Here is a 12,606-nt window from a genome sequence, read left to right as displayed (position 1 = left end):
CTGAGTCAGCCCTGTTCGGCAACTTCGGCTTCGTTTTCACAGTGAAGGTGGGGCCGGCACAGGAGCTCTGACCATTCTAGGTGACAATGGGACAGTTGCCCATTGCCGGATGGATGAGGCCGAGGGGAAGGTCGTCTAGAAGGCTATTCCGCAGTGACCCGGGTGCTACAGGATGGGCAGACCAACTTGTCGTTCTGCCTCCTGGTCCCGCTGTAGTAGGGATCGCGGATCCAAGCGGGATGTTCGTGACCGACGACGAGATCAGGAGGAATTGCCTTGGCGAGGGTGAATGTGAAATCGCGCTCAGGCACCCAATCCGGGCGATTGACCTTGATCCGAGTCCATTCTTGCAGGACCGCTCGGGCGAGTTCGTCCCGGGTACCGGAGGTCACCATGTTGAGGGGGAGATCCACCAGGACAATGGTCGGGTAGCCCCACTTCAGCAGCGCATTGTGGGCGCCGAAGCCCAGGATGCATTGCATCCATTCGCTGCCATAGAGCAGGTAGTGCCCCGCACCATTTGTCTGCGCCCGGTCGTCGAGCGCGAGATGGATCTGGCCGCGGTCGCGGTCGCGATTTTCGAACTGGGCAATCATCCGGCCGATATTCGCCCGATAAAACGCCAGCCCTTCCTCGGCGAAGACCAAGGCCCGTAGATTTGCCGCGAGCACACTCGGATCGTTAAGTCGAAGGCCGTTTTGATGGTACGACCCGGGATCTGCAGTGCGGCAGCCATGGAAAGCCCTCACTCGCGCAAACGACAATGCGTCTGAGAGGGTTGCGATAACGTCATAGACGTCGTCATCGAGCACCCGCTGGGTGAGCTTCAGCCAATCGGAATCATCCCACGCCAGATCCTTTTCGTCGAGCTTCTGCAGATGGCCGATGCCCTTCATGTTTAATCTGGGACGCAACCAAGTCGAGAGCGGCGACACATATGAGGCCGGTCGCTTCCACTCGATCAGCGTTCGTTGCCACAGCTTGCTCAAGAGCTTCTCGTTGTTAGTCCATTGTTTCGCTTCGAGCACAGAACATCCTCCGACACGGCCGGTCTTGCAACTGACAGCGGACGAGAAGCGTCGTGGTCTCCTCCGCTCTTGGGGCTACATCAAGGAAGACGTCCGTGCGGAGGGCCATTCTTCGACGCCTCCCCAGTGTGGCGGTCCAGGCAGCGGATATCGCGGGGAACTGCGCTTGCCGACCACCTTGGTTGCAGCGCATATGGGCAGGACCTACGGTCCCGGTGAGTCCGCGCTACTGCAACACCTTTCGTCACGATTTTCCGCTGGGGCAGAATGCCGAGCATAGACGACAGTATCAGCAATGTTCGCGCCTCGCGGGGCGGCCATACGTTCCACGAACGTTGGGCGGCAAGGCGTGCCCTGCAACTAATTTTTCCTAAGGACCGGCTCTTCGCAATTGCCGTTGAAGGCATTTCGTCAACCGAAACAGCGAACCCGGGTGCCGAGGCCGAAGATGTGGCGGACCTGGTCCTCTATTACGGCGAGGGAAACGATTTCGCCTCGTGCGACAGACTTGAGACCGTCCAGTTCAAGTACAAGGAGAGGGGATCCCCTGTAACGGCGTCTTACCTAAAAAAGACCATCGAAAAGTTCTGCGACACCCTAGTTGGCTACGAGAGCGAATTCTCAGGCAAAGAGGTCGACGCGAAGCTTTCGTTTTCCTTCGTCACTACGGCTGAATTCTCCGAAGGCCTGTGGGAAGCGATCGAGGTTCTGAAGGTCGGTCGGATGTCGGCAGATGGCACCGATGCTGAGCCGATCCGGTACCTGACGTCGCTATGCAAGGCTCACAAGGTGGGCGATCCGCGACGGCTGTTCTCGAAGATCGAGTTCCGCGCGGCCGAGAAGAGCCTGCCAGGACAGAGCAACGCGCTCCGCCGGACCCTGACCGATTGGTCCGGCGGAGCCGATGGGCCTGCAAGATTGCGTTTGTTTGGCCTGCAAGAACTTATCCTGAAAAAAGCCGGCCCGGCGGGGCAGAACAACAACCTTGTCCGACGCGAGGACGTTCTCGATGCCCTGGACTGCGAACCGGAGGATCTGTTCCCCGCCCATACGCGCTTCATCGATGTGGGTGCCGTGGTGGAGCGGGCGGAGCTTGGTGTCGTGGGGGAGTTGGTCCGAAATTCGACGCTGCCGATCTTTGTCCACGCCGAGGGTGGTGTTGGAAAGACCGTGTTCATCCAAGGCCTGGCGGCAAAGCTGACGGGTCAATTCGAAGTCGTCGTATTCGACTGCTTCGGCGGCGGCGCCTACCGGTCCGAAGATCAGTCGCGGCATCTGCCCAGTGTCGGCCTGGTGCAGATTGCTAATGAACTGGCTTCGCGGGGGCTGTGTGATCCGTTGTTGCCCGGCGACAGAGACCGGATCGGCCTCATCAAGGCCGCGCGCAAGCGCTTTGCTCAGGCAGCGAAAGCAGTGAGGGAGCAATCGAAGAAGAGCGGGATACTGCTTATTGTCGACGCCGCCGACAACGCGGAGCTCGAGGCAGGCAACCGAAAGCAGGACGCTTTTCCGAAACTACTGCTGTCGTCGCTCGACAACGAGCCACTTGACGGCGTGAAATTGCTTCTCACGGCACGGACGCACCGTATGCCCGATGTCGTAGGTCGGACAAAGGTCGAGCCGTTTGAGTTGGGGCCGTTCTCCGAGGCTGAGGCGCGCCAGTTTCTCAAGGACCGACTTGAGACCGTCTCCAATGTTGAATTCATAGCGGCCGTGGCACGATCGGGCCGCAACGCACGGGTCCTCGACTACCTTGTGCAAACCTGGGAGAGCAATGTGCGCGGCAATGCGCCGAAAACTCCAATTACCGTACGAGAAATTATCGCACAGCGGTGCGACAAGATCTTTGCCGACCTGAGGATCACTGGTTGGCGGGACGCCGAGGTGGTCGAGTTCTTCGCCGCACTCTCGCTTCTGCCCCCACCTATCCCATTGGAAGAGCTCGCGACCGCGCTTGGGTGGTCGAAGTCTCAGGTGAGTACGGCGGCAGGCGATTTGGTGCCGATGCTGGAACTCGTCTCGCACGGTGCCATATTTCGCGACGAGCCGACCGAATCCTATGTGCGAGAGCAATACTCTCGTGAAACGGCCGCACAACAGGCAATCGCCGAGCGGCTGCTAGGAGCGCAGAGCACATCAGCCTACGCCGCGGAGGCGCTTCCGCACTTCCTCCTCGTCATTGACGATGGCGATCGGGCCTTTGCGCTAGCGGATTCCAACCAATTCCCGACCGCAATACAATCCGATTTTGGCCGTCGGCGGCTGACGCTCGCACGACTCAATGCTGCCTTTCGACTTGCGGTGAACGCGAACGACATCGATCGCGTATTGGGACTGACTATGCGGTTGTCGCAAGTTGCCGCGGCCAATGTCCGGGGTGACCAGTTCATTCGCCGTTCGCCGGCGCTCGCGACGATGTTGGGCGACCCTGACGCCTATCGCCGGCTGTTCAATGACCGATCGGGCTGGCGTGGTGCCAGAAATGCACGGCTGACGGTCGCGCACGGTTTCGCCGGCGAAGAGGCAGAGGCGCTCATTCAACGTGAGAGCACGATCCGATGGATTAGATGGCACTGGGAACAGGCCCAAGAAGAGGGGGACAGGGATCGTCAGGCCCCTTCCGCCGCTGATCTCGCTGCGGTCTTTTTTCAATGCGTGCTCGCTGGAGAATACGGTCTCGTCGACCGCAACCTGTCACGGTGGAACAGCAGCTTCTCCCTGTCGGTATCCCGCGAGATGGTACAGTTGCTGAACCTTTACGAGCGCCGCGGCGGCGATGTTATATTGGACAACTTCATAGGGTTCGCATCGAGCAAGAAGTGCAACTCGTTTGCGCTCAGAGTCTCGCTATTGGCTAGACAGAATCGGCTGAGCGCAGCACAGGCGAAGTCGCTCACGCGAGCTGCTGCGCCCACCCCCAAACAACTGGAGGTGAAAATCAGCGAGGCGGAGGGCGAACCCGAGCGAGCGGTGGAGAACGACGCAGTCCAGGCCGCCTTGACCGCACTAATATTTGGTTCTCGCGCAGCCGCGGGACGTATCCTCGGTTCGTCGATCGTGGCGCGCCCGACAAGTTACGACTACAGGGAACGCTACGGACCCTCGAAAGCATGGGGGCCTATCCTGCGAGCCTGTGTGCGGGCGTGGTCAGGCGGCAAGCGCGTTCGTTACCACCACCTCCTGCCCTCCGAGGTAAAGGTAACGCGCCAGGCCAAGGCCATTGACAGCCAAAAGGATCTGGTTGCCTTCCTTGGTCAGTTTCGTGCGGCGCAGCCCCCAGACGCCCGGCGCGGTCCGGCCAAACAGCGTCCGAAGTTGCGTTTCACTGAGCGGGAGCGTGACGGGATCGGCGGCGGCGTCGGGCTCGTGCTCGCGCTGATAGGGCCGATCGAGGATGCGGTACTAGCGGGGACGGGTGTCTCGACCAAAAGGGTCAGTAGCTTCATCGCGATCTGGAAGGAACGGCTCCGCACCGATGTGCATCGCATGGCCGAGCGATCGACGGACTTCTTGTCCCGTACTATTGGGATTGGATGCGCCCGACTCTTGCTTAGGCATGCCGACGACGTGCTGGCTGACGATGCCCAGACACTGATCGAGCTGATTTCCAATGACCGCTTTTCCATTGGTCAAAAGACGGGAGTGCTGAGCCTCCTCGCTGAGCGTCCCAATCTACACGATATAGCCGGCCGGTTCGCGCGCCACATAGCCGAGCACATTGGCAAAGATGACAGTGTGGAGCAGCGAGGGGAATCCTACGCCGAGCTCGCCTTATCGCTGGTTCCAATGAGCGTGGGGGAAGCGCGGCATTACTACCGACAGGGTCTCGCGCAGCTCGACCAGATGGGTGGCGAAGATCACGACAGAATCTACTCGCTGCTGCACTACGCCTCCGTTCAACGGGGAGGGTTCGTTCGACCGGACCTGGCGCAGCGCATGATGAACCTGTGCCAGACCGTGGTGCACCAAGACTCTGGTAAATTTGCGTGGCCACTATTTGCGCGCGCGGCAGCGAAGTCGATTGGGCCTGCGGCGGCCCACAAACTTTTGCGATGGGACGATCAGGACGTTGCCGACTTCTCGTACGGCCTGCCGCAACTGGCCTGCTTCCTTGCCAAGAATGGCGCTCTCGACGCACGCCGGGGCGCAGTCCTTGTCTCGATCTGCAAAGATCATGGGTGGCAAGATTGGCAGATTGGCGACGGTCTTGGTGACCTCCTCGGTGTCGCCGAGCCAGGCGATCGGCGACCAATTCTGGTGACCATTCTCAACAAACTCAAGGCAGAACGGCCCTTTGGTGCCTGGCCATCACTCTGGGAGAGTATTCTAAAGGCTGGGGACCGGTTCCCCGACAGCCTCGATGAAGTAGATCGGGCGGCGCTGTTGCTTCTCAAGGCCGACGACGCACGCAAGCAGGACGAATTCAATAACCGGAACAGCTCTGGCGAGAGATCGGTCTTGGCAGTTGCGAAGGGCAAGAGCCCGGACGCTGAAGTCGATAGCTGGATCGCCCAGCTTGTCGATGCCTGCGATCCGACTTCCGCGCTCGCGATCGATGAAGCCTTAAGAAAAGTCGCGGACGACAAGTCGCTGCCCTACTATGCGAGGAAGCGCTTTCTAGATGGCCTTGTTGAGCAGTGCCCGTTTGACGACCGTTTGAGCTTTGTGCTCGCCCTTTGCGAGTGCTCTGAACTCGAGTTCGACCGCACGACCGATTTGATCGTGGCGTCCGTCGCCTTATGGGACGAAGCCGTTGCTCATCTGCGCACAAGTGCAAAGCACGTCGTCGAGAAGCTATTTGAGTACAAAGGATCGGAGCTTTTCGATCTCAGATTCTCGAATGTCACTCGCCACATCAGCACCCTTTCGGACTTCTGCAAGGACTCTGGGTTCGTCTTGGGCCAGGTCCTGCGCACCGTAGCCCGGGAGCAGCTCGAACTTGACGGCGACGAATGGCTTCAACTGGCAACCAGCCTATGCCGGGAGGCCTCCGCCAAGGCAAGTCTGGACGCACTGGAGACCCTCTTGTCCGGATCGTCAGCGCGGATGGCGGATGAGATCGGCGAGGGAGCTCGGCGAGAGGAGCTAGAGTCAGGAAACAACCAGGCAAAATTCATTGGCGGGATCATCTGGCATCTGCTGGGGGATGACGACGCCTATATCAGGTGGGCAGTGGCGAGACGCCTGGGAACGTTGGCCGATCTGGGCCTATTCGAGGAGTTCAACGTTCTTCTCGACAGCTTTGATCAAACCGAGGTTGCCGCACTGGTTTCCCCGGAAACCAGACTTTCCTTTCAGAATTCCCAGCAATGGTTCCTGATGGGTTTGGCGCGAGCGACTCTCTTCCATGCAGCGAAGCTCCGCCACCTTCGACCCAAGTTAGCGGCGCTTGCCAAGCGGCCCGACATCCATGTGGTGCATAAACTCCATATCGCCAGATGTCTGGAGCACCTTCGTGACAAAGGGGCACAGAATCTGGAACTCGATGCGCTGCGGAAGGCGGTAGACGAACCCTCACACGGCTACATCGAGAGGGATGATTGGCCCGCCGCCGTGAAGTCTAAGTCGGGATTTTCATTCGACTATGACTTTGCCAAGTCGGAGGTTTCCCGTCTGGCCAGGCTTTTCGGGTTGGCAAAGGAGGCGGTCACCGACGCTATCGCGGCAGAGATAATGAAGCGATGGCCGAAGGCGACGAGCCTGAACTATTTCCCAGGTCGCGATCGATATGGCCGGGACGATGACGAGCGGTATGAGTTCTACCGGGAGCATATCCAAAGACATGCCTTATTCAGTGCGGCTACCACCCTTGTCGCGACTTTGCCGATTGTGAAGCATAGTTGCGATGACGCAGATGATGGCTCACCTTGGGCAGACTGGCTACATCGCTACGACATCACCTTTGCGGACGGATCCTGGCTTTCGGATCGAAAGGATACAGTGCCAACCGCTGCGAAAACGAAGCTGCTCGACCGCAGGATTGGCCAGCAGGAAACGCTTAAAGACCAGGGCACCCTGCAGCAGGCTCTGGGGCTCGTTAGCGAAAGCGTTGAAGGTCTCGTTCCCATCTATGGGCGCTGGGTCTCACTAGACGGCGTGTACGTGCGCATCGTATCTGGACTATCGCCGCGCCGCGGATCCATCGGCAGATGCGCGGCGTTTTCCAAACTGAGCGACCATGAACTCTGGCTGCCAATGTTCTGGGACCAGGGCCGGTACGAGCGCCGGCGTAGCCATACAAATCCCTTTTTGCCATTTGTCTGGGCACCGGACGCCTATGGCCTTGGCATCGACGTCGGAGACGAAATCGCCGCGCAAGGCCCTGCCGGAAGGCCACGGCTTGGCATCGAACTCTCCGAACAGCTTGGGTTAAAGCTCAATTCCGATGCCCGAGAATGGTACGATAGGGATGGGTACCTCGCGCTCAGAAGTCAGGTGTGGGGCAATTGGGAGCCGGCTCCAGGGCAACGGCAGGTCGACCATCACAATGACGGTGAGATTCTGTGGGCCGCGCCCGCGTGGCTCGACCGCACGCTTTCCCTGCTCGGCAAGCGGCTCGTTTACTCAATCAAGATTTCAAAATACGGATCGACGCAGGAGTATGATGAAACAACAGGTGTCACGGCGGTGTTCGTCGGCCTCAGGACCGACGCAGCCGAACCTCGCATCTGGTACGCCAAGAAAGCCTCACGCCAAGAGAACTGAGCCCGATCTCGCAAACCAAGGCATGCTGATTCCTTCATTCGCCGAAGCTTGAACGTCCTCTAGCGATGCTCGCTGCGCAATTCTCCCCAGGCCGCGTCCCACAAGTCCTCGCTCTCGACCGCAACCACAGCGGTCGTTTTTCGATATTCGGCGAGCACCTCCGCTGCAGGTCGTCGCCGGTCCGTCACCGCATCCGCGTAACCTGTGTGTTCATGGCCGTCAGGTTCGAACCATTCCATGCGTTCGACGCTCGCCATGGGATCGCCCTTCGTCCCGCGTGAGATCCTGATGATGGCCGCGCCGCCGAAATCCATAATGTCCGCATCCATAGCGACGCGTCGCCACCGCCTAGCCATTTAACTCTCCACACCCATCTTGTTCCAGGGTGGCTGAATCATCTTGATTAGCGCAGCTTCTAGCCCAGCGGCCGTGATCACCGGCAAGCCGTTCCACTCGAGCGCAGGGGGCATCGCGATGTAGATCTCGACGACTGTGCCTGCTGTTACGTGTTCGTTGATGATCTGGTTCACGCGGGCGCTGGTTTTTTGTCCGGCCTGGCCGAGCCGGTAGTTTGACATGCGGCTGCGGATGCCAGCCCGACTCACGCCGATGTACTTGATGAGACCGTCGACCACGAACACGTAGACGCCGGCGTCGCGCGGTGCGGAGGTGTCGAGCCCGATGCCGCCTGCGCCGTCGGCCACCCACGTACCCAGACGCTCGAATCCGGCGTCCGTGAGCACGTCGATCGCGACATCGGCGCGAACCTTCGGAATCGGCTTTGACTTGGGAACAACGATGAGGTCGCGCTGGAGGCCTCCTTCGATACCAGCGTCGACGGCCACCTTGCGGACGTGTTGGTACCGGATGTTGAGGAAGTCCGCGACCTCCGTCCGCATGTAACCTTCGTGCAACAGTGCGCGGATCTTCTCGCTCTTGGTCTCCAGCCCTGCGACAACGACAGTCATTCCACGCTTCATTGGCGAAGAAGCTGCGAGATCAGCATCGATGTCAACTGCTTGCACGGAGGGCGTTGGCGGAAGCTTTTGTCAGGCATACCAAGCCGTTGCTCGCTGCTCTTTGTGCGCTCGACGAGTTTGATGGCATTCCCCAAGGCAATCGTGCAACAACCTGTTGCACAATTTCACGCTCGGGAAAGGCCTCGGCGAACGCCCTCATGTATTTCAGGTTCCGAGAGGAGAGACCCGTCATCTCCGGGAAGTCGCGGCGCAGGTCAGCAGCCAGCCGATCAATGATGCGAGCACACCCCAGCCAGGATCGCTTTGTCTGTTCAAGATGTCGCGGCCGATGCTCCAATAGAGGAGGATCAGCTCTTCGTTGACGGAGAGAGCGGCCCTGAGGCGAGCTGTGCGGATGCGCTGCTTCAACTCGGAGAGCAATGGGGCGTAGCCGTCTTTGCCTGACGCGGGAAAGATTTCGATCATGAGTCGAATTTAGCAGGATGCGCGCGGGAAAGCATAGGAAGCAATGCTGCTCTCCGCGACAACGCGCACGGCAGCGTGTCGTGGACCGCAAGCTTTTAGCCCTCCGTCGCGCTGGATGCTCGAGGCGATCTCCGGTGGAATCGTCGAGCCACCCACCGCGAAGGCGCTTCGCGCCCATCTTTACCCAACCCGATCCTCATCCCGATCGGAAAACGCGGGCATGATGTCGCCGGCCAGCAGCTTCTCCTTCGACAGCAGTCCTGCGTCTTCCAGCGCCTCGAAATCCGGCAGCTGGCGCAGCGTGTCGAGCCCGAACTGCGACAGGAAATTCTTGGTCGTCACATAGGTGTAGGGCGCGCCGGGCTGCGGCGAGCGTGGACCCGAGGCGATCAGCTCCTGGCCGCGCAGCACGCCGATCAGATCGCGGGACACCTCCTTGCCGAAGAAGGAAGAGAGCTCACCCCGGGTGATCGGCTGGAAATAGGCGATACACATCAGCACGAGCGCCTCCGACTGCGACAGTTCTTTTGCCCCCTCGCCCGCCGCCGTGCCGAAGGCGGAGCGGATGGCGTCGCCAAAAATTTTCTTGGTCCGGTGCTGCCAGCCGCCGGCGACCGCGACCAGCTCATAGGGGCGGCCGCCGAGCTCGGCGCGGATGTCGTCGATGATCAGCTCGAGATTGCAGTTCTTCCCCACCACCCGCGCCAGCACCTCGCGTGTCACCGGTTCGCTGGCGGCAAAGATCACCGCTTCGACGCGGCCCATCCATTCGCGCCAGCGCAGCTCCGCCGGCAGGTGCTCCAGTTCCGTGTCGAGCAGCACCGGTTGTTCGTTCGGCTTGCGGCGGGCGGACGCTTCGCTCATGGCTAGAGGCCAAACAGCCGAAAGCTGGCGCGCCCCGACAGCTCGCGCACGGCCTCGAGCTGTTGCAGCCGCTCGAACAGGCGCCGCGCCGCAAAACGCGACAGGTTCTTTGTCACAAGCGAGCCGGAAACGGCATCTTCATTCAGCAGCAAAAAAATCACGTCTCCGGCGCCCTTGGCGCGCAGTTTCGGCGCCACCGCCAGTAGTTTTTCGGCGCGGCGCGACAACTCAGCGGCCAGCCGGCAGGCCTCCGCCGCCGCTTGGACCAGCGCAACGCAGACCGCCCGCTCAAAATTCTTTTCGCTCGGCCGGATTCTTTTGCCGCCAACTTCAGCGCGGAAGGCTGGCGAAAAAACCTGGTTCATGAGCAGCGGAAGCGGCCGCGGCCAGCGCAGGCCCTGCGCCAGCACGACGTCGGCAAGCCACCAGGCCAAAAGCTCGGAGTCGGGCCGCGTGGCGACGACGCGGGCGGCGATCGCCGCAGCGGCGAATGGTGCATGCCGCTGGGATATCGTGAGTCTTCCGATCTCCGCGCATAGGTCGGCGACCGCGGCCTCGTCCCAATGAAGGCCAAGCTGGCCGACGATCTTTTCGAGCCGGTCGGCGCTGGCGGCGGATGGCTGCGCGGCCAGCTGCCGCCAGGCCCCGAAAATGGTGCCGGCGGGGCCGGGATCAGCGCCGGCCGGGCGCAGATGCCAGGCATCGCGCAGGGCGGCCTCGTCCTCTGGTCTGCCGGCGAGCCGCATGCTGGCGGCGGCACTGCGAAGCGCCAGCCGCTGGCGCCAGGCACCAGCCCAGGAATGCTCTGCCCGGGCAAGTGTGTCGAGCGCGGCCAAGGCGGCGCCGGCCTGGAAAGCGGCGTCACCGTCGCTCTGCGTGCCAGCGCTTGCGAGCGCCCAAGCCGGGACGGTGGGGGGCGCGGCGGAACTGGCGGTCGCGGGATCGAGGCGAATCATGGTTTGGAGGGTAAAGCGGCCGTGCGCTTTATGCCATCAATTTCGCATCAAAACGCACAGCTTGTCGGCAGCAACAAATGAATGATAATGTTGCATTATCAGTCGTTTTCGTCTTTATATGAGAAATGGCCTCCCACGTCGCTCAAACCCGCGAAAATCGTACTCGGCGCGGCTCCGCTCGACCACAGGAAACGGCGCCGCCTGTCGATCGGGAACGTGTCAACCAGAACGTGGCTGCAGGCTCGGCCGAGCCAGACGCCACGTTCGCCGACGACATGCCCGACATCATCGACGTCGTCCTGGAGATGGGCTGCGCGCCGCAAGAGCCGGCGGCGGAAGCCCCCTCCCCTGTTCCGGCCGTCGCCAATCCTCGCTTGCCGGCGCATCTCGACGCACTGGCCGATCGCGCGCGCGATTACGTCGAGGCGGCGAGCTCGGCCAATACGCGCCGCGCCTACACGTCCGACTGGAAGCAGTTTGCCAGCTGGTGCCGACGCCAGGGTTTTTCGCTCTTGCCGCCCGATCCACAAACCGTGGGGCTTTACATCACCGCGCTCGCCTCCGGCAGTGCCTTAGGCACGGCCTCTAGAGACAAAAAATCCGTATCGACGATCGAGCGCCGCCTCTCCTCGCTGACCTGGAACTATGCGCAACGCGGCCAGCCGCTCGACAGGAAGGACCGCCACATCGCCACCGTCATGGCCGGCATCCGCAACACCCACGCCGCCCCGCCCCGCCAGAAGGAGGCGGTGTTGCCCGAGGATTTGATCGCCATGCTGGAAACGCTCGACCGTGGCACCCTGCGCGGCCTGCGGGACCGGGCAATGTTGCTGCTCGGGTTCGCCGGCGGCCTGCGTCGCTCGGAGGTCGTCGGCCTCGACTGCGGCCGCGACCAGACCGAGGATTCTTCCGGCTGGATCGAAATCCTCGACAAGGGCATGCTGGTGCGGCTGCGCGGCAAGACCGGCTGGCGCGAGGTCGAAGTTGGGCGCGGCTCGTCCGATGCGAGCTGCCCGGTGGTGGCGCTGGAGACCTGGCTCAAGCTCGCGCGCATCGCCCACGGTCCGCTTTTTCGTCGGGTGACAGGGCAAGGCAAAAAAGTCGGAGCCGACCGGCTCAACGACCAGGAGGTGGCCCGCCTGGTCAAGCGCACCGCGCTGGCCGCCGGCGTGCGTGGCGATCTGCCCGAGGGCGAACGGGGCATGATGTTTGCCGGCCACTCGCTCCGCGCCGGCCTCGCCTCCTCGGCCGAGGTCGACGAACGCTATGTGCAAAAGCAGCTTGGCCATGCCTCGGCCGAAATGACCCGCAACTATCAGCGCAGACGCGATCGCTTCCGCGTCAATCTCACCAAGGCGTCCGGGTTGTAGAAAAGCCCTCCCCTCCCCCGTTTTCGGCCGCCGAATAGCGCGATTGGGGGCACAGGATTTTCTCCTTAGCGATTCAAATCGGGAAGTAAAACCCACATTCGCCTGCCCAACCGGCCCCATGATGCCTTCGACGCCATGCAGCAATCGCAGCACAAATCCGTGCAGCAGGCCTCCCGCTACTACAACGACGCCGAACGGCAGCTGGGGCGCGCGGCGCGGCTGATTGTGTGAGCATCCT

Annotated in this window: 9 protein-coding genes and 1 pseudogene; 3 read left to right on the top strand and 7 right to left on the bottom strand. The window is 61.4% G+C overall.

Going from position 1 to position 12,606, the window contains the following annotated elements:
• Positions 1 to 143 precede the first annotated feature (143 nt).
• Positions 144 to 1,028: a hypothetical protein gene (locus tag LB558_RS07115; RefSeq protein ID WP_224696884.1), complete on the bottom strand. Its 885-nt coding sequence runs from the start codon at positions 1,026 to 1,028 to the stop codon at positions 144 to 146.
• A gap of 267 nt (positions 1,029 to 1,295) precedes the next feature.
• Between LB558_RS07115 and LB558_RS07110 the strand changes: the two genes are divergently transcribed.
• Positions 1,296 to 7,733, top strand: coding sequence for an NACHT domain-containing protein (locus LB558_RS07110; protein ID WP_224696883.1), 6,438 nt, complete (start codon positions 1,296 to 1,298; stop codon positions 7,731 to 7,733).
• Positions 7,734 to 7,792: 59 nt separating this feature from the next.
• Here the strand turns inward: LB558_RS07110 and LB558_RS07105 are convergent, their stop codons facing one another.
• The 6 genes from LB558_RS07105 to LB558_RS07085 all read right to left on the bottom strand — a co-directional run bounded on the left by LB558_RS07105 (position 7,793) and on the right by LB558_RS07085 (position 10,998).
• Positions 7,793 to 8,047, bottom strand: coding sequence for a hypothetical protein (locus tag LB558_RS07105; protein ID WP_224696882.1), 255 nt, complete (start codon positions 8,045 to 8,047; stop codon positions 7,793 to 7,795).
• Positions 8,048 to 8,089: 42 nt separating this feature from the next.
• Positions 8,090 to 8,701 carry a GIY-YIG nuclease family protein gene (locus tag LB558_RS07100; RefSeq protein WP_224696881.1) on the bottom strand — a complete coding sequence of 204 codons (612 nt, stop codon included), beginning with the start codon at positions 8,699 to 8,701 and terminating at the stop codon, positions 8,090 to 8,092.
• A 43-nt stretch (positions 8,702 to 8,744) separates the two neighbouring features.
• On the bottom strand, positions 8,745 to 8,945 hold the full coding sequence (locus LB558_RS32870) for a DUF1016 N-terminal domain-containing protein (protein ID WP_263494813.1): 201 nt from the start codon (positions 8,943 to 8,945) through the stop codon (positions 8,745 to 8,747).
• The gene (locus LB558_RS32865; protein WP_263494812.1) at positions 8,942 to 9,178 is read right to left on the bottom strand and encodes a DUF1016 N-terminal domain-containing protein; all 237 of its coding nucleotides are present in this window, start codon (positions 9,176 to 9,178) and stop codon (positions 8,942 to 8,944) included. Before LB558_RS32865 ends, LB558_RS32870 begins: the two co-directional genes overlap by 4 nt.
• A 180-nt stretch (positions 9,179 to 9,358) precedes the next feature.
• Positions 9,359 to 10,042, bottom strand: a complete 684-nt coding sequence (gene scpB / locus LB558_RS07090) for an SMC-Scp complex subunit ScpB (RefSeq protein ID WP_224696880.1) — start codon at positions 10,040 to 10,042, stop codon at positions 9,359 to 9,361.
• A 2-nt stretch (positions 10,043 to 10,044) separates the two neighbouring features.
• Positions 10,045 to 10,998 carry a DUF1403 family protein gene (locus LB558_RS07085; RefSeq protein ID WP_224696879.1) on the bottom strand — a complete coding sequence of 318 codons (954 nt, stop codon included), beginning with the start codon at positions 10,996 to 10,998 and terminating at the stop codon, positions 10,045 to 10,047.
• A gap of 125 nt (positions 10,999 to 11,123) precedes the next feature.
• On the opposite strand from LB558_RS07085, the gene LB558_RS07080 reads away from it, so the two are divergent.
• Positions 11,124 to 12,368, top strand: coding sequence for a site-specific integrase (locus tag LB558_RS07080; RefSeq protein ID WP_224696878.1), 1,245 nt, complete (start codon positions 11,124 to 11,126; stop codon positions 12,366 to 12,368).
• Between the two features lie 129 nt (positions 12,369 to 12,497).
• Positions 12,498 to 12,599 (top strand): annotated as a pseudogene (locus LB558_RS07075) (integrase); the annotation flags it as partial.
• Between the last annotated feature and the right edge of the window lie 7 nt (positions 12,600 to 12,606).

The organism is Mesorhizobium sp. CO1-1-8 (assembly GCF_020164875.1).
Lineage (GTDB): Bacteria > Pseudomonadota > Alphaproteobacteria > Rhizobiales > Rhizobiaceae > Mesorhizobium.
This window is presented reverse-complemented; position numbering and strand designations above follow the sequence as displayed.